Source organism: Dactylosporangium maewongense, assembly GCF_039531485.1.
Taxonomy (GTDB): Bacteria; Actinomycetota; Actinomycetes; order Mycobacteriales; family Micromonosporaceae; genus Dactylosporangium; species Dactylosporangium maewongense.
In genome coordinates this window covers 456,680-476,960 of the sequence record NZ_BAAAQD010000005.1, presented here as the reverse complement: position 1 = coordinate 476,960, position 20,281 = coordinate 456,680, and the positions used below count along the sequence as shown (strand labels likewise).

The following is a 20,281-nucleotide window of genomic DNA, read 5'->3' as shown; positions in this document are numbered from 1 at the left end:
CGAAGCCGCCTCATACGCCACGCTGAGGATCTTAAGCTGGGATAATGGGGGCCGCGACGGTACTGGTGGCAGAGGACGATCCGGATATCCGTGAGCTCTTCACCATGGCGCTGGAGTCCGCGGGCGCGTCGGTCGTCGCCGTCACCAGCGGCGGCGAGGCGCTGGAGGCCCTCCGGAAGGACCGGTTCGACCTGCTGGTCACCGACATGTGGATGCCGAACATCTCGGGCCTGGACCTGTGCAAGGCGCTGCGGGCCGACCCGGCGACGGCGAAGCTGCCGATCCTCATGCTCAGCGCGTACGGGCGGATGCGGGGCCGCGAGGAGGCGATGATGGTCGGCGCCACCGAGTACATGACGAAACCGATCCGCCCGAGCGTCCTGGTCAGCAAGGCCGACGCGCTGCTCGGCGGACGCCTGGTGGCACGCGACGCATAGACGCGTGCCACCAGGACGGTCACAAACTGCTAGCGGTGCTCCCACCAGGCCTTGGCGGTCACGGCCTTGTAGGCGTCGACGATGCCGAAGCCGTAGAAGCCGTTGAACTCCGTGCCACCCTCGCAGAGCGCGTTGAACTCCTCGGAGCGGCCTTCGTTCGTGTACGTCTGCAGGCGCGGCTCCGGGCAGGCGTGCTCGGCGGCCGTGCTGTACAGGATGTACTCGACTTTCCACGGCTCGAGACCGAAGTCCTTGCCGTGCTTGGCGCCGTGCGCGCTCACGATGAGCGCCGCGACGCCGGCCGCGTGCGGGGAGGCCATCGAGGTGCCCTGCAGCCAGGTGTAGTAGCCACACTTCCCGGCGGCGGTGCACTCCTTGTAGACCAGGCCCTCGGCCTCCGGCACGACGTTGCCGTCGGCGTCGACCGTGCCCTCCTCCTGCAGCACCTTCTTCGGGTACGTGGAGAGGATCATGTTCTCGTTGGTTCGGTAGCTGTCCGTGCCGAAGCCGTCACGGAACCAGCCGCCGGGCGCGGAGACGCCGATGCGCTCCAGGCCGTAGTCGGAGAAGTCCGACTTCTTCAGCGACGGGCCGAGGGAGGAGACGCCGATGACGAACGGTCCCTCGACGGGCAGGTCCCAGCAGGAGCTGTTGTCGATGGGCCGGTCGTACGCGGCGTCCGCCGGGTAGTCCGGGCTGGAGATGTCGGTGCGCGGCTTGCCCTTGTCCTCGTGGTTGTTGCCGAGCGCGCCGACGAGCGTGACGCCCTTGAAGTGGGCGTACGTCAGGGCGCGGAACATGCCGCGGATGATGGTGCGCTGCTCGGCCTGCGCGGCGGGGGAGTCCGCCGGGTTGGCCGTGCAGTTGAACAGCCACGGGTCGACGTAGAACGACATGTTGACCACGTCGATGCCCGACTGGCCGGCGTGCACGAGCGCGTTGACGACGGGCTCGAGGAAGAAGTACCCCGAGTCCTGGCCGCCCTTGAGCTCGACCAGCGACACGTTCGGCGCGACACCGGAGATGCCGAAGCCGTTGGCCGCCGCGCCGATCGTGCCGGCGACGTGCGTGCCGTGGCCGCCGTCGTCGGTGCCGACCGGGTCGAGGCAGCTCGCGACCTCACACGGACCGTCGATGTCGACCTTGTCCGGCGCGAAGTTCTTCGACAGCGCCCAGTTGAAGTTCGGGGCGATGTCGGGCTGCGACGCGTCGACGCCGGTGTCCAGGACGCCGACGGTGACGCGCTTGTCGCCGGCGTTGACCTTGCGGGCGAGGTCCGACCTGACCGTCTTGAGGCCCCACAGCTTGTCGTCCATGGGGTCCAGTCCGGCGGTGGCGGGCTTCTTGCCACCGGGCTTCTTCGCCGCTGCCGCTGCCGCGGCCAGTGCTTCCTTCTCCACACCGGACGGCTGCTCCTTCTTGGGAGCCTTGCCGATGGCGGTGCGGTGTGCGGCGCCGACGAGCTTCGAGGAGGCTGCCGCCTTCTCGACGAAACCGCTCTGCGGTGCCAGGACCGTGAACATCCCCACCGTGTCGTTGGTGGCGATGACCTTGCCGCCGGCCTTGGTGATGGCGGCGGTCGCGTCACCGGTGGAGACGTTGTCCGCGGCCACCACGGTGTACTCCGTGTTGGCGACGGCCTCGGCGCTGGCCGGTGCAGACAAGCCTGCCGTGCTCACGGTCAACGCCGCGGTGATCACCGCGGCGCCCGTGAGCCTCATCTTGAATCCCACATGTCCTCCCGGTTCGAGGGGATGGGGATATGAGATCGAAAAACATTGGTCTGCGGAAGGCGTTCGCCTCAAGATTTTCAAATGTTTCGGGCGATTCGCTCCACGGTTTCCTTTGCGTCCGCACCACATAGGGGCAGGTCGCGGGTAGGGGCGAATTGACAGAACAAAGCCGGGGAGCCGACCTGGTCGACTCCCCGGCTCACATTCCGTGGTGTTATGCGATCGGCTCCGCAAAGGGGTCCGTCGAGGCGGCCACCGGGATCTCCGCGGCGGCGGCCCGGGCCGCCTGAGCGCCCTTGGCGGAGCGCTCCTCGTCGGTGATCGGGAAGTGGCAGGCGACCGTCTGGCCCGGCAGCAGCTCGCGCAGCGGCGGCTCCTCCTGGGCGCACACGTCCTGCGCCTTCCAGCACCGGGTCCGGAAGCGGCAGCCGGACGGCGGGTCGATCGGGCTGGGCACGTCGCCGGTGAGCAGGACCCGCTCCCGCTGCGCCTTGTCGCGGCGGTCGGGGTCGGGCACCGGCACCGCCGACAGCAGCGCGAAGGTGTACGGGTGCAGCGGCGTGCCGTACAGGCCGTCCCGCGGGCCGACCTCGACGACCTTCCCCAGGTACATGACGGCGACCCGGTCCGAGATGTGCTTGACCACGGACAGGTCGTGCGCGATGAACACGTAGGTCAGGTTGAACTCGCGCTGCAGGTCGTCGAGCAGGTTGACGACCTGCGCCTGGATCGACACGTCCAGGGCCGAGACCGGCTCGTCGGCGATGATGAGCTTCGGCTGCAGGGCGAGCGCCCGGGCGATGCCGATGCGCTGCCGCTGGCCGCCGGAGAACTCGTGCGGGTAGCGGTTGTAGTGCTCGGGGTTGAGCCCGACCAGCTCCAGCAGGCGCTGGACCTCACGCTTCTGCCCGTGCGGCGTCTTGATGTTCTGCACCTGCAGCGGGGCGCCGACGATCGAGCCGACGGTGTGCCGCGGGTTCAGCGACGAGTACGGGTCCTGGAAGATCATCTGGATCTCCCGGCGCAGGGGGCGCATCTGGGAGACGCCGAGGTGCGAGATGTCGCGCCCCTCCAGGATGACCTTGCCGCCCGTCGGCTCCAGCAGGCGGGTCATGAGCCGGCCGGTGGTGGACTTGCCGCAGCCGGACTCGCCGACCAGGCCGAGCGTCTCACCGCTCTTGACGGCGAGGTCGATGCCGTCCACGGCGCGCACGGCGCCGACCTTGCGCTTGAAGAAGGCACCCCGAAGGATCGGGAAGTGCTTCTCCACGCCTCGGACCTCGAGGAGGTTCTCGCCGTCCCGCTGCGGAGCCGCGGACGGCTGGGGTTGGGTGCTCGTCGACACAGTCGTGCTCCTCAGAGGGATGGGGCGATGTCCGACTTGAAGATGGCCAGCCGTTCCGCGGGCGGGATGTGGCACGAGACCCCGTGGTCGATCGTGCCTTCCGCCAGCGTCGGTTCGACCGTCTTGCAAGGGATGCCGTTGCGCTCGACGTAGGGGCAGCGCGGGTGGAACGAGCAGCCGCTCGGCAGGTTGATCAGCGACGGCGGGTTGCCCTTGATCGGGACCAGCCGGTCGCGCACCTCCCGGTCGACGCGCGGCATGGAGGACAGCAGACCCCAGGCGTACGGGTGCTCCGGCCGCCGGAAGATGGTCTGTGCGGAGGCGTGCTCGACGCACTTGCCGCCGTACATGACCAGGATGTCGTCGGCGACCTCCGCGACCACACCGAGGTCGTGGGTGATGATGATGACCGCGGAGTTGAACTCGGCCTGCAGGTCGCGGATCAGGTCCAGGATCTGCGCCTGCACCGTCACGTCCAGGGCGGTGGTCGGCTCGTCGGCGATGAGCAGCTGCGGGTTGTTGACCAGCGACATCGCGATCATCGCGCGCTGCCGCATACCGCCGGAGAACTGGTGCGGGTAGTCGTCGACGCGCTTCTGCGGCTGGGGGATGCCGACCCGGTCGAGCATCTCCACGGCCCGGCGCCGCGCCTCGGCCTTGCTGACCTTGTGGTGCACCCGGTAGGCCTCGATGATCTGCTTGCCCACCGTGTAGTACGGGTGCATCGCCGTCAGCGGGTCCTGGAAGATCATCGACATCTTGGCGCCGCGCAGCGCGCGGACCCGCTCGGGCGAGGCGCCGATGAGCTCCTCGCCGTCGAGCCAGACCTCGCCGGAGATCTTCGCCGATCCTCGCCGGTGCAGGCCGAGGATGCCGAGGCTGGTGACGCTCTTGCCGGAGCCGGACTCGCCCACGATGCCGAGGGTCTCGCCGCGCTCCAGCTGGAACGTGAGGCCGTCGACGGCCCTCACGATGCCGTCGTCGGTCTTGAAGTGGATCCGCAGGTCACGCACGTCGAGGAAGGACTGTGCCGACGAGCCGGCGCCGACGGGGGTCGGGTCGCCGTCCTTGAGCAGACTGGTGGACATGCTCACTCCTTTCCAGGGGTGCCGGGTCGAGCGGATCGGGGCTGCGGCAGCGTCACGAGAGCCGCACCCGCGGGTCGATCACGGCGTAGAGCAGGTCCACGAGCAGGTTGGCCATGACGATGAAGAACGCGCCGAAGAGGGTCACGCCGAGGATGATCGGCAGGTCCTTGACGTTGACGGCGTCGATGCTGAGCCGGCCGATGCCCGGGAGGCTGAAGACGCTCTCGGTGAGGATCGCGCCGCCCAGGAGGCCACCGAGGTCCAGGCCGAAGATCGTGACGATCGGGGTGAGCACGGAGCGCATCGCGTGCTTGCCGACCACGACCCGCTCCTTGAGGCCCTTGGCCCGGGCGGTGCGGACGTAGTCCTCGCTCATGGTCTCGAGCATCTGGGCGCGGGTGAGGCGGGTGTACTGCGCGGCGAAGAGCAGCGCGAGGGTGACCCAGGCCAGGAAGAGCTTGTTGGCCCAGCCGACCGGGTCGTCCTTGAAGTTGATGTACTCGCCGCCCTGGAAGATCGGCCAGGTATGGACGAAGAGCTGCTGGGCGACCAGACCGGTGAAGTAGATGGGCAGTGAGACGCCGGCGAGCGCGATGATCATCGCTGTGCGGTCCGCGATCGAGCCGCGTCTCAGTGCGGATATGACGCCACCGGCGACGCCGAAGAGCAGCCAGATGACGGCGGCCCCGATGGCGAGGGAGATGGTGACGGGGAGCCGGTCGATCAGCAGCGGCCACACCTCGCGGTCGGTGCGGAAGGAGTAGCCGAAGCACGGGGCGGAGCAGTGGGTCACGGTCGGGCCGTTGTTGTAGTCGCGACCGGCGACGATGCCCTTCAGGAAGCGGCCGTACTGGATGTAGATCGGCTTGTCCAGGCCGAGCTTGACCCGGGTCGCCTCGACGTCGCGCGGGGTCGCCGACTTACCGACGTACATCTCGGCAGGATCAGCTCCGGCGGCCTTCGGGATCGCGAAGAAGATCAGGAAGGTGACGGCCGAGACGGCCACGAGCAGCACGACGGCTGTGACCAGGCGGCGCAGGATGTAGTTGATCACGTGTGCGGCCTGACGCCGGCCGGCTCGACGGGGTTCCCGTCTCACCGGCCGGCGCCGTGGCCTTCACCTGCCTTCTTTTCCTCGGAAGGGCGGGTTACCGGCTTACTGGCATTGCTCGGTCAGGACGACCTCGTCAGCTGGAGACGCCCAGGCTGCTGAAGTCGTACATGCCGTAGTACTCCGTGACGAAGACGTTCGTCAGGCGGGGGTTGCGGTAGTTCAGGGCCTTGTCGTACACGAAGGGAACCATGACGGCCTCCTCCATGACGATCTTGTTGATCTTCGACCAGATGTCCGCAGCGGCCTTCGGGTCGGTCGCGGCCTTGGCGTCGTCGATCAGCTTGTTGACCTCGGGGTTGTTGAGCTCGGCGTAGTTGTTGTTACCCGACGCGGAGATCGTGCGGCCGTCGACCAGGATCGACAGGAAGCCGTAGGCGGTCGGGAAGTCCGCGCCCCAGCCGGCCATCATCAGGCCGTAGCCCTTGGCGTGCACGTTGGACGGCGCGCCGATGGTCGAGCGGAAGTACAGCGAGGCGTCGGTCGGGTCGAGACGGGCGTTGATGCCGACGTTCTTCAGCGCGGCCTGCAGCGCCTCGGCCGTCTTCGGCTCCTTGCCGGCGTTACGGGTGGCGATGACCGTGTCGAAGCCGTTCGGCTTGCCACACGCGGCCAGCTCTTCCTTGGCCTTGTCGATCTGCGGCTTGCCCGACTTGGTGTTGTACAGGTCCATCGCCGGGTCGTGACCCGCGATGTTCGGCGGGAGCATGTTGATGGCGACGTCGCCACCGGCCTCGGCACCACCACGCGCGGTCTGCATCGTGACCTTGTCGGTCGCGTACTGCACGGCCTTGCGGCAGTGGATGTTGTCGAACGGCGGGACCTTGGTGCTGATCGAGAAGTAGCGGATGAAGCCGGTGGTCGGCGTGTCCGCGTTGGCCTTCTTGGTCGGGTCGAGCAGGATCTTCGGCTGCGCACCCTGCTGGACACCGGTCTGCGCGGTGTCGATGTCGACGTCGCCGCTCAGCAGCTGGTTGTCGATCTCCTCGACGGCCGTGCCGATGGTCAGGTCGATCTGGTCCGGCAGCGCCTTGCGGATGGGGTCCGTCTTGGCGTCCCAGTTCTCGTTGCGGACCAGGACGGCCTTCTTGCCGGGCTCGTACGACTGGAACTTGTACGGGCCGGTCGAGCCGGGCTTGTCACCGTACTTGTCGCCGGTGTCCTTGGCCTTCTGGACCGGGCCGGCGCCGGGCATGGCGAGCAGGTAGCTGAAGTCCGAGAGCGGCTCCTTCAGCTTGAAGACGATCGTCTTGTCGTCCGGGGTCTCGACGGACTTCAGACCCAGCTTGTCGGGGTCGGTGTCCTTGTACGGGCCGGGGTACTTCTGGCCCTGGTCGAGCACGTCGATGATGTAGGTCGGGCCGCCGGACAGCACGTCCTGCGCGAAGACGCGCTCGATGCCGTACTTGACGTCCTTCGAGGTGATCGGCGCGCCGTCCTCGAACTTGACGCCGTCCTTCAGCTTGAAGGTGTACGTCTTGCCGCCGTCGGTGATCTCCGGCAGCTTCTCGGCCAGGTCGGCCTCGAGCTTCAGGCCGTCCTCGCCCGGCTTCGACGCGTTGGTGAGGAGGGTCCGGACGTAGTAACCCTTCTGGAAGTTCCAGACCCAGGCGTAGTACGCGCGGACCGGGTCGAACGAGTCCGGGTCGGAGTGGTTGACGAGCTTGAGCGTGCCGCCCTTCTTGTCAGAAGGGTTGATGACGCCCTTGGTAGCGGCGTTGAAGCCGGACACACCCGCGGTGCTGGAGCCCGTGCTGGGCGTCTTGTCGTCGCCGCCCGACCCACAGGCGGACAACACCAGGGCGACAGCAGCCGAACCGGCCACCAATGCCCCTGTCCTCATTCTCACTAGGTTTCCCTCCTTGTTTGGCACGACCCGCCGAGGGACGGGCCGTCCGAGCTGTGCTGCTGTGCGAGCGGAGATCGGGGCGGCACGGACGGATCCCAGGTGCGGAATCCGGTCCGGGCGCGGGGTGGCGGGGTCGGTACGCAGGTGGCAGCGCTGGTACGGGTTACCGGTTGGCCTTGGGGTCGAGCGCGTCGCGCAGGCCGTCGCCGAACAGGTTGAAGGCGAGAACCATGATGAAGATCGCGAGGCCCGGCACGAACATGTACACCGGGTCGTAGGTGTAGTAGTTCACCGCGTCGGAGAGCAGGCGGCCCCACGAGGGAGTGGGGGGCAGCACGCCGACGCCGAGGAAGGACAGCGACGCCTCGAAGACGATGTTCGTCGGGATGACGAGCGTCGAGTAGACGAGGATCGGTGCGACCAGGTTGGGCAGCAGCTCGCGGAAGAGGATCCGGGTCGGCCCGGCGCCGACGCTGCGGGCGGCCTCGACGAACTCCCGTTCCCGCAGGGAGAGGGTCTGCCCGCGGACGATGCGGCCGATGTAGGGCCAGCTGAAGAACGAGATGACGCCGACGACCACCGCGATGCGCCAGGCGGTCGTGACCGGCACGACGGAGATCAGCGCGATCGAGAACAGCAGGTAGGGGAACGCCAGGATCAGGTCCATCAGGCGGCTGACCATGCTGTCGATGAACCCGCCGAAGTAGCCGGCGCAGATGCCGAGCACGACGCCGAGGATCACCGCGACGACCGTGGCGGACAGCGCGACCAGCAGCGAGACCCGGGCACCGTAGATGATCTGCGAGAACATGTCCCGGCCGGTGACCGGCTGGACACCCAGCAGGAAGTCCTTGCTGATGCCGCCCCACGTGCCGGGCTCGGGGATACCGCCGAGGTTGGGGTTGATCTTGTCCTGGTGGAACTCGTTGATCGGGTGTCCCCACACCTTGTTGATCAGCGGCGCGAAGATCGCGACGAGCACGAGGAACACGATGACGCCCGCACCGGTCAGCGCGAGCTTGTCACGCTTCAGACGGGTCCAGGCGATCTGACCGAGCGACCGACCCTCGATGGCCTTGGCGGGGACACCGGACGGCGTACTGGTCGCCTCTTCGACACTCGGCACCTGCTCGTCGCTCTTGGACGTGACGGGTCCCATAGTCATGGGCGTGGCGCCCCTCTCCCCGGCCGCTTGCCCCGCCTTGCGCAACCGCCAGCAATGACCGTCGCATGGAACCGCGCGTCGGCCAGACCGGGGCCCGTGGCAGTCAGCAGCCGATCGGCTGTGTCTTCGTGGACTCCTGGTGCCCTATCCGCAGGTTCGGTCCACGGGCAGAGCGTGCACGAAGCCGACTTGGTGTGTCGCCTCCGTTGGTGGAACCCTGTCTCCCGTTCGGCCGATCGTCAAGGGTCACCCCCCGTCCTGTAACCAAGTCCACGCCGGGCCGTGATGAGGGCGTGATCCAAGCACAAAGACTTTTGGATCATACACCCCCGAATCGGGCGAATTACCAGCTCATCGTAACGGTGTGATCACGCTCCGCTTTGGCTGAAGCACGCACAGAAGGAGGCCGTGGGCCAGCCACCACTTTACTTGATCGTTTCACTTTTAACAGTACCGTCCGGCCAGGTGTCACTGGTCACGGAGCGTGTTCAAACGTCGATGTCCACGACGATCGGCGCGTGGTCCGACGGACCCTTGCCCTTGCGTGCCTCGCGGTCGATGGTGGCGGTCTTGACGGCCGCCGCGATCGCCGGACTCGCGTAGAAGAGATCGATCCGCATGCCTTTGTCCTGATGGAACATGCCGGCGCGGTAGTCCCAGTATGTGAACGGGTTCGGGCCCTTCATCGGCGCGGGCACCACGTCGCGCAGCCCGGCGGCGAGCAGCGCGGCCAGGGCCTCCCGCTCGGGCGCCGTTACATGCGTGGCGCCGGCGAACGCCGCGGGGTCGAACACGTCGGCGTCGGTCGGCGCGACGTTGAAGTCCCCGCACACCACGAGCTGGTCCGTCCGGGTCAGCTCGTCCACCATGTGGGAGCGCAGGACGTCGAGCCAGCGCAGCTTGTACGTGTAGTGCGCCGACTCGGGGGTGCGGCCGTTCGGCACGTACACCGACCAGACCCGCACGCCGCCGCAGGTCGCGGAGACGGCCCGGGCCTCGATGCGGGGCGACTCGAACAGCCCTTCCTCGCCGGTCGGCTCGCCGCCCCAGCCGGGGTCGCCCTCGAAGCCCCGCACCACGTCGTCGAGGCCGACCCGCGACAGCAGGGCCACCCCGTTCCACCGGCCCTCACCGTGCGCGGCGACGGCGTAGCCGAGCGCGGCGACCTCCTCGGTGGGGAAGCCGTCCGCGCCGACCTTCGTCTCCTGCAGGCAGAGCACGTCAGGCCCGGTGGTCTCGAGCCAGTCGAGCAGCCGGGGGAGCCGGGCCTTGACCGAGTTGACGTTCCAGGTCGCGAGTCTCACCCGTCCCACAATGCCCTATCTCGATGAACTCGTCAGGCTCTTACTGGCTGCCCACCGCAAGCGGCGGGTCCCGCCGAGGGATTCTCATCCCCCGGAGCCCCCGGTGCGCCGCAAGCGGCGCACTCAAGCTCTTACTGGCTGCCCCACCGCAAGCGGCGGGTCCCGCCGGGGGGATTCTCACCCCCGGAGCCCCCCAATGTGCCGCAAGCGGCACACTCAAGCCGACTCGCGCTTGATGAGCTCCGTCGGCAGCAACAGCACCGGCTCGATCTGCTCGCCGGCCGCCATCCGCAGCACCTGCCGGGCGACCGTGCGCCCGATGTCGGTGATCGGCTGCCGGACGGTGGTCAGCGGCGGCTCGGTGTCGCGGGCGAACTCCATGTCGTCGAACCCGACGACCGCCACGTCGTCGGGCACCCGGCGGCCGTTCTGCCGCAGGGCCCGCAGGGCGCCGTCCGCCATCGCGTCGGACGCGGCGAAGACGGCGTCGAGCTGCGGGTCGTCGGCGAGGAGCTGGCTCATGGCGAGCGCGCCCGACTGCCGGGTGAAGTCGCCGACCGCGACGATCGAGCGCCGGCTGGCGTCCTGCATCGCGGACCGGTACCCCTTGAGCCGGTCGATGCCGGCGCTCATGTCCTGCGGCCCGGCGATCGTCGCGACCCGGCGGCGGCCGGTGTCGAGCAGGTGGTGCACCGCGGCGCGGGCCGCGTCCTCGTTGTCGACGTCGACGTAGGGCACCTGCGACTGGGTGAGCAGCCGGCCGTTGCAGACCACCGGCACGCCCGCGCGGCTGAGCCGCTCCGGCAGCGGGTCCGCGCCGTGCATGGAGAAGATGATCGCGCCGTCGACGTGGCCACCGGTCGCGTAGCGCTCGACCCGGTCGTGGCTGGGGCCGGACGGCCCGACCATCATCAGCACGAGCTGCTTGTCGGCGGCCTCCAGCTCCAGGCTGACGCCGCGGATGACGGCGGCGAAGAAGGGGTCGTCGGAGAACACCCGGCTGGTCGTCTCCGAGGCGACGAGGGCGATTGAGTCGGTCCGCTGGGTCACCAGGCTGCGGGCCGCCTGGTTGGGCACGTACCCGAGGGCGTCGACGGCGTTGAGCACCTTGTCGCGGATGTGCGGCGCGACGGAGGTCGAGCCGTTGACCACGCGGGAGGCGGTGGCCCGCGAGACTCCGGCCCGTTGCGCGACGTTCTCCAGCGTGGGTCGATCCCGCCCCGACATCACCATCTGCGCTTTCCCCCATATCTGTCTGCCGGACCCATCATGACTGAAGTCGCCCGATGGTATGGCGCAGAAAAAGGACGGGCGACGAAGCATGCCGCTCCGCCGCCCGTCGCACCCTCACACCGGTTACACCCTGATCACGTTTCGCCTGGACGATCGGCTGGTCACCCTGGCCGCCAATCGGCCTGAGAGCGCTCTCAAGACACGATTCAGAGTGGCTCATGACTAGCGCATTGTCAATCGTAAAACCCCATGAAAGCGCTCTCTGGAATATGTTGTCGGAAACGCCAAATACCCCTATGCCGCCTGGCGTCGCCGGCAGGCTTCGACATGTGCCGCGACGACGGCGGTGGTGTTGGAACGCACACACGCGTCCGCACCCGCCTCGAGCACGTCGACGACCTCCTGGTGGTCGCTGTAAGGGCTCAGCACCACCACGATCGCCGACGACGGGTGCCGCAGGCACGCGGCGGTCACCGCCTTCGGGCCGGGGTCGTCGAGCACCACGATGTCCGGGTCCCGGCCGACCGGCTCGTCCGTCGTGCGGCGCAGCACCGTCCAGTCGTGGGGGAGGTACCGGGTCAGGTCCGTGAACCTCGCCCCGCCCGCGACGATCAGCACGGTGACGTGGTCGAGGCCGGAAGCGGAGCGCTGGGGGAGGGTCAAGATGTTCATGCCTCATTTATCGCCCGCGCGCCTGCCATTGGGCTCGACGCCCGCTGCGAAGAACCTGGCAGCCCGGCGCGGCGTAACCGGTCCACGGGCGCCGGCTCGTGAAAGGCTGGACAGGTGATCGTCTGGATCAATGGACCCTTCGGCGTCGGCAAGACGACCCTCACGAAGGAGCTGTGCCGCCGCGACCCGAAGGCACGCGCGTTCGATCCGGAGCGCATCGGCTGGGTCCTCAAGCGCACCGTCGGGCGGCTCAAGTCCGGCGACTACCAGGACCTCCCGGTCTGGCGTTCGGCCACGGTCACCGCCGCCGCGTGGCAGACCCGCGGCGCCGACCCGCTCATCGTGCCCATGACCGTGGTCCGCGCCCCGGTGCTCGCCGAGGTTTTCGACGGGCTGCGGTCCCGCGGTCACGAGGTGCGCCACCTGCTGCTCGACGTGTCCGCGCCGGTGCTCATCGACCGCGTCGAGCACGATGACGACGACGACCCGCAGGCGTGGCGCCTGGACCAGCTCGGTGCCTACCTCACCGCCCGGCGCGACCTGCGCGCCCACGCCGACGCCGTCCTGGACACCGACGACCTGGAGGCCGACGAGGTGGCCGACGACGCGGCGGCGATCATCGCCGCCTGGCGGTCCTGACCGGCCCTTTCAAGAGTCCTGACCGGCCCTTTCGAGAAAGGGCCGGTCAGGACCGGTCGGGATCGGTCAGTTCTTCTTGCTGGCGCTCGGGCTGGCGCTCGGCTTCGGGCTCTTGCTCGGCCCGGTCCCGCTGGGGCTCGGGTTCGGGTTGGGGTCCGGCGTCGGGTTGGCCGGGTCGACCGGGGTGCTCGGGGTCGGCGAGATGCCGGTGCCGACGTCCTTGTCGCCGACGCCCTTCGACGGCAGGAACGACACCTTCGGCATCTTCACCGCGGTCAGCGCCCCGTCGAGGAAGTCCCGCCAGACGGGTCCCGGCAGCTTGCCGCCGATGATGTTCTCGCCGTTCTTGAACTTGATGGGCATCTCTTTGTCCTTGTTGCCCACCCAGACGGCGGCGGCAAGGCCGGGGGAGTTCTTCGACTTGTCGTATGGGACGTAACCGGCCATCCACGCGTGCGCGTTGTCCCTGGTGTCGCCCAGCTGCCAGGTGCCCGTCTTGCCGGCGAGCTGGTAGCCGTGGGGAGCCGACAGGTTGTAGTGCTTCGGCACGCCCTGCAGGACCGTGGTCAGGTCGTCGGCCATCTGCTCGGTGAACCCCGCGATCCGCTGCGGCTTGAGCACCTCGGCGAACACGCGGTTGTCGCCCTGCCACACCTCCTTCAGGAAGTGGGTCTTCGCGGCCATGCCCCGGGCGGCGAAGGTCGCCATGCCGCCGGCGTGGTCCAGGACGGTGATCGGGTACTGGCCGAAGCCGATCTCGTTGTCGAACAGCTTCCCGCCGACGTCCGTGCCCTTGAGCTTGAGCAGGTCCTGGCGCTGCGCCTCGAACTTGCCGTCGACCTTGACGGTGGCCCACATCCCGGTGAGGCCGGCGGCCCGCGCCGTGTCGATGACCTTGTCGGGGCCGAGCATCATCGCGATCTCGAAGAACGGGACGTTGAGCGAGTCGACCGTGATCTCCTCGAGGGTGCACCACGTGCCGGAGCCCGACTTGCAGTGCGGGATGGTGCCCTCGGTCGCGTTCTTGACCTGGTTCTTGTTCGCCGCGGTGCGGCTGCCCATGTCGTGCGGCACGCCGTTCCAGTGGGAGCCGATGGTGTAGCCGGCCATCAGCGCCGTCGCGAGGGTGTAGACCTTGAAGGTCGAGCCCGGCGGGTGGCCGCCGCAGCAGCTCGGCTTGCCGTCGCCGAGCACCGGATCCATGTAGTAGCCGGCGTAGTCGTTGCCGGAGCCCTTGTCGCCGCCGTAGTAGGCCTTGACCGCGCCGGTCCCGGGCTCGACCGCGACCAGGGCGGCCTGCAGGTTGTCCCGCTGGTTGAACATGTTGGAGTCTTTGCTCTGCGTGCTCGCCTCCTGCACCGCGACCTTCTGGATGCGCGAGTCGAGCGTGCTGACGATCTTCAGGCCGCCGTTGCGGACCCTGTCGAAGTTCTTCGCGCCCTGCGGGTCGACGTCCTCGTACAGCAGCGCCCCGGTCGCCGGGTCGGTCAGCGCCGCGACCTCCTGCAGCACGTGGTGCACCGCGAGGCCCTCGGGGTTGTTCAGGCCGGTGTTGGCGGTGGCGTTGTTGGCCCGGTTCTGCGCCTGCGTGATGGGCGTCGGCAGCTTCAGCTGCTGCGCCTCGGCCTCGGGCATGAACTTCAGGGCCACCATCTGCTTGCGGATGTAGTCGAAGCGGCCCTGCGCCTCGGCCTGATTGACCGTCGGGTCGAACGGGCTGCCCTTCTCCTTGTCGCCGTTCGGGTTCTTGATGATCCCGGCGATCACCATGCCCTCGGCGACGGTCAGTTCCTTGACGGGCTTGTTGAAGTAGGCGTACGCCGCCGCCTGGATGCCGTCCGCGCCGCGACCGAAGTAGATGATGTTGAGGTACATCGTCATGATCTGGTCTTTGGTGTACTGCTGGTTGAGCTTCGTCGCGATGATCGCCTCGCGGACCTTCCGGCCGTACGTGACGCCCTCGAGGGTGGCCCACTTACGGGCGTACTGCTGGCTGATCGTCGAGGCGCCCTGCAGCTCACCGCCCTTGATGTTGTTCCACGCGGCGCGGGCGACGCCCCAGTAGTCGACGCCGTCGTTGGTGTAGAAGGTGTTGTCCTCCGCCGCGACGACGGCCTGCTGCACGTGCTTCGGGATGTCCTCGAACTTGACGATCGTGCGGTTGCGCCCGATGCGAGCCATCAGCGGTCCGTCGGCGTAGTAGATCGACGTCGACTGCTCCAGGGCGAGGTTTTCCGGCAACTCCACCTGGTCGAAGTAGTAGGTGCCGGCCACCATGCCGATGCCGGTGATCATGATGAACGCGGCGAGCGCGGCGATGAGGATGTTGCGCCGGCGCCGCTTCTTCGCGCGGGCACCGGGGGCGGGCCGCCCTTCGGGGGCGTCGGGGACGGCGGCGGACGGCGGCGCCATCCGCGCCGACGACGGCACCGAGGCCCGCGCGGACGCCGAGCCGAACGCCGCCCCGGAGGTCGGCACCGACGCCGACCCGGTGACCGGCCCGGTCACCGGCACGGCGGCCCGGACCGGCCCCCCGACAGGGCCGCCGACAGGCCCACCCACGGAGGCGCGCCCGGTCGGCGGCTCCGCGGGCGGCGGCGGGACGCTCGCGCGCCCCGCCTGAGGCGGCGGACCCGGGACGCTCGCGCGCCCGGCCTGCGGCGGCGGGCCCGGAACGCTCGCCCTGCCCGCCGGCGGGTTGCCCGGCTCACCGCCGTAGTGCATCTGTCCCACGCTGTGTTGCCCCCAAGTCTGTGCGTCCGGCGGCGGCGCGGCGGGGTTGCCGCGACTCGCTCGGCCATCGGGCAGGTCTCGGGACGGGGTCACCCCGTCGCCGCTGCCTGGAGCCGGCCCTGTAGCTGCACCGCAGCGCGTCCCGGCGGGTGGTGCCACCCATGGAACTCACACTGCGTCATCGGCGACGCCGGCAAGTCCACAACCCGTCCCTGGGTACGCATGGCCAGAGCGTACGTCCTTCCGCCATCGAGGGCGATCCCGCTCACCTTCCGTGACGGCCAGGGTGACGCTGTGGAGGCGGGTTCCCGACGCACCGGACCGGCGGGCGGGCGGTGCGCGGCAGATACCATTGCCCGGTCCGTGGATGGCGCGGGCGCGAAAGCTAGGAGACCCCGCGTGAACGTCGAAGCGCTGCGCTTCCCCGGCCGGGAGTTCGACCCGTCGACCGGTGTCGCCCGCTTCCACTATGCGCTCGGTGACCTCGTGCTCACCGAGACCGTCGACTTCGGGCCGCCGTCGGTGCTCCACCCGGCCCTCGACCGGGTCCTGGACCTTCTCTACGTCGCGGCGTCCACGTCGTACTACAAGATCGCCGCGCCGCGGAAGGTGGAGCTCGGGTTCCCGGTCGCCGAGAAGGCCTGGGCGTGGGTGACGGCGCTGTTCCGCGAGGGCCTCGGCGAGTTCGCGTACCAGAACAAGCTCGACTACGTGCTGGACCTGGAGATCGTCCCCGGCCCGTGGGCCGAGCCGCCGGCGGAGACCCACGAGCCGTCCGGCCCGCCCCTGGCGGCGGTCGGCGGCGGCAAGGACTCGATCGTCACGATGGAGGCGCTGCAGCGGGCGGGGCTCGACCCGGTGCTGTTCGCGGTCAACCCCAACCCGATCATCCGCAGCGTCATGGCCGTGTCACCGCAGCCCGTCCGCGCCGTCCGCCGCACCCTCGACCCGAGGATGCGGGAGCTGAACGCCGCCGGCGCGTACAACGGCCACATCCCGGTCACGGCCATCAACTCGCTGATCGCCGTCGCCGCCTCACTCATGCACGGGCTCGGCCCGGTCGTCATGTCCAACGAGTCCTCGGCCTCGGTGCCCAACCTCAGCTGGCTCGGCCGCGACATCAACCACCAGTGGTCCAAGGGCCTGCCGGCCGAGGCGCACCTGCGCGACGCCCTGCTCGCGCACGCCGGCCTGCAGGAGGCGTACTTCTCGCTGCTGCGCGGGCTGTCGGAGCTGCACATCGCGGCGCTCTTCGCGAAGTTCACCGCCTACGACGCGGTCGTGACCAGCTGCAACGCGGCGTTCAAGCAGCGCGACGCGACCGACCGGTGGTGCGGGCACTGCCCCAAGTGCCGGTTCGTCTTCCTCGCCATGGCCCCGTTCACCGGCCGCGAGCGCCTGCTCGGCATCTTCGGCACCGACATCTTCGCCGATCCGACGCAGCTGCCGGGGTACCGGGAGCTGATGGGCCTCACCGCGCACAAGCCGTTCGAGTGCGTGGGCGAGATCGAGGAGTCCCTCGTGGCGCTGCGCCTCCTCGCGGAGCAGGACGAGTGGAAGGACACCCTGATCGTGTCCGCGCTGACCACCGAGGTGCGGGCGGGAGCGGGGCTGCCGTCCGACGCCGAGGTCGAGGCCACGTTCCGCGGCGACGGACCCAACCTGGTCCCGCCGGTCTACCTCGCCGCCCTGGAGGGTCTCGGTGCAGCTCGCTGACCTGCGCGACCGGCGCGTCGCCGTCTGGGGCACCGGCCGCGAGGGCGTCGCCGCCGTCCGCGCCATCGCCGCCGCCGGCCCCGCGTCGCTGGTCGCCGTCGACGACCGGCAGAACTTCCTCACCAAGGACTGGTCGCCGGAGCTCGCCGCGCTCGCGCCGCTGCACGCCGGGCCCTCCGGGTTCGACGCGCTGCGCGCCGCCGACGTCGTCGTCCGCTCGCCCGGCGTCGCGCAGACCCACCCGTGGATGGTCCAGCTGCGCGCCGCCGGCACGCGGGTCACCGGCGGCACCGCCCTGTGGATGGCCGCCCACCGCGACGTGACCATCGGCGTCACCGGCAGCAAGGGCAAGAGCACCACGAGCAGCCTCGTCAGCCATCTGCTGGCCGCCGCCGGCGCGCCCAACGAGCTCGGCGGCAACATCGGCATCCCCGTGCTGGACCTGCCGCCCGCGCCCGCCTACGTGCTGGAGCTCTCGGCGTACCAGTGCGCCGACCTCGACGACTCGCCCCGTGTCGCGGCCGTCACGTCACTGTTCCCGGAGCACCTCGACTGGACCGGCGGCGAGGACGAGTACTACCGGGTCAAGCTCAACCTCGTCGCCAACGGCCCGTCCGCGGTCGTGGTGCACGCCGGCTCCACGTCCGTCCTGTCGGAGCTGGCCCGTCGCTTCACGGACCTGCCGCTGCACGTCGTCGGCGGCCCCGACTCGTTCCACCTGGCCGGCGGCGTGTTCAGGCTCGGCGGCACCCCGCTCTTCCCCCGCACCGCCCTGCGCCTGCTCGGCTCCCACAACGAGGCCAACCTGTGCGTCGCCCTCGGCGTCCTGCAGGCCTACGGCGTCGACGTGGCCGCCGCGGCGCCGCTGCTGGAGGCGGCCCTCGCCGGTTTCGCCGGCCTGCCGCACCGCCTGGAGCGCATCGAGGACCCGTCGGGCCTCACGTTCGTCGACGACTCGCTGTCCACGATCCCGCAGGCCGCGATCCACGCGATCGAGGCCTTCCGCGACCGCCCGCTCACGGTCCTGCTGGGCGGCGAGGACCGCGGCGTGGACTACTCGCCGCTGCGCGAGTACTTCGCCGCGGCGACGACCCCGACCACGGTGATCGGCATGCCCGACAGCGGCGCCCGCCTCGTCGGCCTCCTCGCGGACCTGCCCCTCGTCACGACCCACGTCGCCGACAGCCTCGAGGAGGCGGTCACCCTGTCCCGCAAGGTGACCCCGGCCGGCGGGGTCGTGCTGATGTCGCCGGCGGCCCCCAGCTACGGCCGCTTCGACAACTACGCCCACCGCTCCAAGGTCTTCCGCCAGGCGATCACCGACTCCGCCCCGTAGCGCTCAGCGGAAGGCGGCCATGACCTCGGCCATCGGGGCCAGGCACTCGGGGTCGGGGAGGCGGACCATCGCCTCGCGGACACCCGCGTCCGCCAGCTGACGGAAGCGGCCGACGTGGTCGGCGACGGTGCCGGCGTTGACCTCCCGGGCGTAGGCCTCTCGTGACCTGCGGCCGCGGCGGCGCTCGACGAGGTCGGCGAGGTGGCGGTCGTCGGCGGCGACGAGCGCCGTGCCCAGGTGGGTGAGGCGGGTGTCCGGGTTGTACCCGTGCAGCACGGACGCCTTGCGGCGCACGGTGGCGAGGTCACCCATGACGTTGGCGGCGTCGGCGTAGGTGGCGGCGAGCCGCAGCGTGCGCCGTGCGCCGTTGCCGCCGACGATGATCGGCAGCCGCTCCTGTACGGGCCGCGGGTAGCACAGCGCCTCCGGCACCGTCAGGGCCTGTCCCTCGAACCCGGGGCTGCCCTTGCCCCACAGCAGCGGCAGCACCCGCAGCGCGTCCGCGACGAACGCCTCGGGCACCGTGCGCGCCGGCGTCTCCGATGTCGGTCGCTCCAGGTGTACGGCGTCGAACCCCTCCGACGCGAGCGCGTCCCTCGTCGAGGCCCAGGTGCGGAGCTGGGCGGTGAGGACGCCGGCCGGGATCCGTTTCGTGGCCCGGTCCCGGTTCCTGGCGCGGCACTGCGCGGCGGGCGTGTCGAACGCGACCGCCACCACCGGCAGCCCGTGCTCCCGCGCCGCGGCGATCCAGCCCGCCCGCCGCTGGGCGTCCAGGCCGAGCGTGTCGATGACGGTGGTCAGCCGCCGCCGCATCCGCTGCGCCACGACCGTGTCGAGCAGCGCGAACGCGTCGGCGCTGGCGGTGATGTCGTCCTCGCCGGCGCCGACGAGCGCGCGGAGCCGGTCGCTGCTGACGATCCGGTCGGCGGCGAAGCGCGCCTCGGCCCACGTCGACTTCCCGGCCCCGCCCGGCCCGACGAGCACGACGACGCAGGGCTCGGGCAGCGTCAGCGTCACGGCAGCCGCTTCGTGCCGAGGTTGCGGACCGAGACGCGCAGCGGGGTCTTGCTCGACACGTTGAGGAAGCAGTGGGCGGTGCGGTCGCCGAGGGCCCACTGGTTGGCGGTCAGGCCGGTCCAGAACGTGTAGATGTCGGCCCGCTGGAACAGCTGCGTCTGCGAGAGCCCGAGGAACTGGGCGATCTTCAGGTAGCAGGCGTCGCCGGCGAGCTCCTTGAGCTTCTGCTGCGACGGGTACCCGCCGGCGGGGGCCGTCCAGGCGCCGACGAACTCGGTGTCGTGCGGGGCGTCGCAGGCCACCGGCTTGACCGCGTCGACGGTGCCGTAGAAGCCCTTGGCGTCGAGGTTGCCGCCGGAGAGCTGGACGCAGGCCAGCGCGAGCGGGCCCGTGCCGCCGCTCAGGCCGCCCTTGACGCTGCCGGTCCGCTCCTGCGGCGCGAAGAGGTCGTCGGACGCCTCGGCGATCCCGCACAGGTACCGGCGGCCGCCCGCCTGCCACGTCGCCGCCGCGGGCATGCGGAAGACGGGGAACAGCCGTCCGGTGCGCCAGTCGCCGCCGAGGTAGGCGGTGGCGGCCTTGTCGCACTCGGCGTACGCGGCGCGGCTCGGGTCGCTGTCCCAGGCGGGCGGCGCGGGCGCGTCGGGGACGGTGCCGCCGCCGACGACCTCGACGGCGTGCGGCTCGGCGCAGTCGACGGCCCGCAGCGGCGACGCCGACGGCTCGAACGCGGCCACGGCCCCCTGCAGGCACGACCCCTGGGCCGGCGGGGAGTAGGAGGCGGCGGGCAGGGCCGGCCAGCCGTTGGTGAGGTCGCCGTCGGTGCCGGCGGGGGTGCCGCAGCCGGCGAGCGCGCCGGCCACGCACAGGATCGCGACCGTGACCCGCCGACCGCGCCGCACG

General features: G+C 70.0%; 16 protein-coding genes. 4 read left to right on the top strand and 12 right to left on the bottom strand.

The genetic code is table 11. The features are described 5' to 3' along the window. Positions 1–44 precede the first annotated feature (44 nt). A complete protein-coding gene (locus ABD332_RS16475) occupies positions 45–437 on the top strand; it encodes a response regulator (protein WP_344502785.1) in 393 nt (130 codons plus the stop codon). 29 nt (positions 438–466) lie between these two features. Here the strand turns inward: ABD332_RS16475 and ABD332_RS16470 are convergent, their stop codons facing one another. The 9 genes from ABD332_RS16470 to ABD332_RS16430 all read right to left on the bottom strand — a co-directional run bounded on the left by ABD332_RS16470 (position 467) and on the right by ABD332_RS16430 (position 11,937). Then, complete coding sequence (locus ABD332_RS16470; RefSeq protein ID WP_344502784.1) at positions 467–2,158, bottom strand: S8 family serine peptidase; 1,692 nt, start codon at positions 2,156–2,158, stop codon at positions 467–469. Between the two features lie 226 nt (positions 2,159–2,384). Then, positions 2,385–3,515, bottom strand: a complete 1,131-nt coding sequence (locus ABD332_RS16465; protein WP_344502783.1) for an ABC transporter ATP-binding protein — start codon at positions 3,513–3,515, stop codon at positions 2,385–2,387. 11 nt (positions 3,516–3,526) lie between these two features. After that, the gene (locus ABD332_RS16460) at positions 3,527–4,603 is read right to left on the bottom strand and encodes an ABC transporter ATP-binding protein (RefSeq protein WP_344502782.1); all 1,077 of its coding nucleotides are present in this window, start codon (positions 4,601–4,603) and stop codon (positions 3,527–3,529) included. Positions 4,604–4,655: 52 nt separating this feature from the next. After that, complete coding sequence (locus ABD332_RS16455; RefSeq protein ID WP_344502781.1) at positions 4,656–5,657, bottom strand: ABC transporter permease; 1,002 nt, start codon at positions 5,655–5,657, stop codon at positions 4,656–4,658. A gap of 133 nt (positions 5,658–5,790) precedes the next feature. Then, positions 5,791–7,512, bottom strand: coding sequence for an ABC transporter substrate-binding protein (locus tag ABD332_RS16450; protein WP_344502780.1), 1,722 nt, complete (start codon positions 7,510–7,512; stop codon positions 5,791–5,793). 214 nt (positions 7,513–7,726) lie between these two features. Further along, positions 7,727–8,728, bottom strand: coding sequence for an ABC transporter permease (locus ABD332_RS16445; protein ID WP_344502779.1), 1,002 nt, complete (start codon positions 8,726–8,728; stop codon positions 7,727–7,729). A gap of 488 nt (positions 8,729–9,216) precedes the next feature. Further along, positions 9,217–10,032 carry an exodeoxyribonuclease III gene (locus ABD332_RS16440; protein WP_344502778.1) on the bottom strand — a complete coding sequence of 272 codons (816 nt, stop codon included), beginning with the start codon at positions 10,030–10,032 and terminating at the stop codon, positions 9,217–9,219. 216 nt (positions 10,033–10,248) lie between these two features. Then, positions 10,249–11,259, bottom strand: a complete 1,011-nt coding sequence (locus tag ABD332_RS16435) for a LacI family DNA-binding transcriptional regulator (RefSeq protein ID WP_344502777.1) — start codon at positions 11,257–11,259, stop codon at positions 10,249–10,251. Positions 11,260–11,559: 300 nt separating this feature from the next. Continuing rightward, entirely contained in the window at positions 11,560–11,937 is a 378-nt protein-coding gene (locus ABD332_RS16430) for a response regulator (RefSeq protein ID WP_344502776.1), read from the bottom strand. A gap of 114 nt (positions 11,938–12,051) precedes the next feature. On the opposite strand from ABD332_RS16430, the gene ABD332_RS16425 reads away from it, so the two are divergent. Next, positions 12,052–12,576 carry an AAA family ATPase gene (locus tag ABD332_RS16425; RefSeq protein ID WP_344502775.1) on the top strand — a complete coding sequence of 175 codons (525 nt, stop codon included), beginning with the start codon at positions 12,052–12,054 and terminating at the stop codon, positions 12,574–12,576. A 66-nt stretch (positions 12,577–12,642) separates the two neighbouring features. On the opposite strand, the gene ABD332_RS16420 is transcribed toward ABD332_RS16425, so the two are convergent. Then, positions 12,643–15,300: a transglycosylase domain-containing protein gene (locus ABD332_RS16420; RefSeq protein WP_344502774.1), complete on the bottom strand. Its 2,658-nt coding sequence runs from the start codon at positions 15,298–15,300 to the stop codon at positions 12,643–12,645. A 408-nt stretch (positions 15,301–15,708) separates the two neighbouring features. On the opposite strand from ABD332_RS16420, the gene ABD332_RS16415 reads away from it, so the two are divergent. Continuing rightward, positions 15,709–17,025 (top strand): MurL-like N-terminal domain-containing, encoded by a 1,317-nt coding sequence (locus ABD332_RS16415; protein WP_344502773.1) that lies wholly within the window; start codon positions 15,709–15,711, stop codon positions 17,023–17,025. Continuing rightward, positions 17,012–18,361: a UDP-N-acetylmuramoyl-L-alanine--D-glutamate ligase gene (gene murD, locus ABD332_RS16410; RefSeq protein WP_344502772.1), complete on the top strand. Its 1,350-nt coding sequence runs from the start codon at positions 17,012–17,014 to the stop codon at positions 18,359–18,361. The genes ABD332_RS16415 and murD overlap by 14 nt, the downstream gene beginning before the upstream one ends. 3 nt (positions 18,362–18,364) lie before the next feature. Here murD and ABD332_RS16405 read toward each other — a convergent pair whose 3' ends face one another. Together ABD332_RS16405 and ABD332_RS16400 are read right to left on the bottom strand one after the other, a co-directional pair. Next, positions 18,365–19,378 (bottom strand): LLM class flavin-dependent oxidoreductase, encoded by a 1,014-nt coding sequence (locus tag ABD332_RS16405; RefSeq protein ID WP_344502771.1) that lies wholly within the window; start codon positions 19,376–19,378, stop codon positions 18,365–18,367. After that, positions 19,375–20,280 carry a septum formation family protein gene (locus tag ABD332_RS16400; protein ID WP_344502770.1) on the bottom strand — a complete coding sequence of 302 codons (906 nt, stop codon included), beginning with the start codon at positions 20,278–20,280 and terminating at the stop codon, positions 19,375–19,377. The genes ABD332_RS16405 and ABD332_RS16400 overlap by 4 nt, the downstream gene beginning before the upstream one ends. Position 20,281: the final 1 nt, after the last annotated feature.

Excerpts from the sequence above, each read along its gene's own strand:
- ABD332_RS16475 (WP_344502785.1), top strand. The coding sequence starts at position 45 with ATGGGGGCCGCGACGGTACTGGTGGCAGAGGACGATCCGGATATCCGT.
- ABD332_RS16470 (WP_344502784.1), bottom strand. The coding sequence starts at position 2,158 with ATGAGGCTCACGGGCGCCGCGGTGATCACCGCGGCGTTGACCGTGAGC.
- ABD332_RS16460 (WP_344502782.1), bottom strand. The coding sequence starts at position 4,603 with ATGTCCACCAGTCTGCTCAAGGACGGCGACCCGACCCCCGTCGGCGCC.
- ABD332_RS16445 (WP_344502779.1), bottom strand. The coding sequence starts at position 8,728 with ATGACTATGGGACCCGTCACGTCCAAGAGCGACGAGCAGGTGCCGAGT.
- ABD332_RS16435 (WP_344502777.1), bottom strand. The coding sequence starts at position 11,259 with ATGTCGGGGCGGGATCGACCCACGCTGGAGAACGTCGCGCAACGGGCC.
- ABD332_RS16430 (WP_344502776.1), bottom strand. The coding sequence starts at position 11,937 with ATGAACATCTTGACCCTCCCCCAGCGCTCCGCTTCCGGCCTCGACCAC.
- ABD332_RS16420 (WP_344502774.1), bottom strand. The coding sequence starts at position 15,300 with ATGCACTACGGCGGTGAGCCGGGCAACCCGCCGGCGGGCAGGGCGAGC.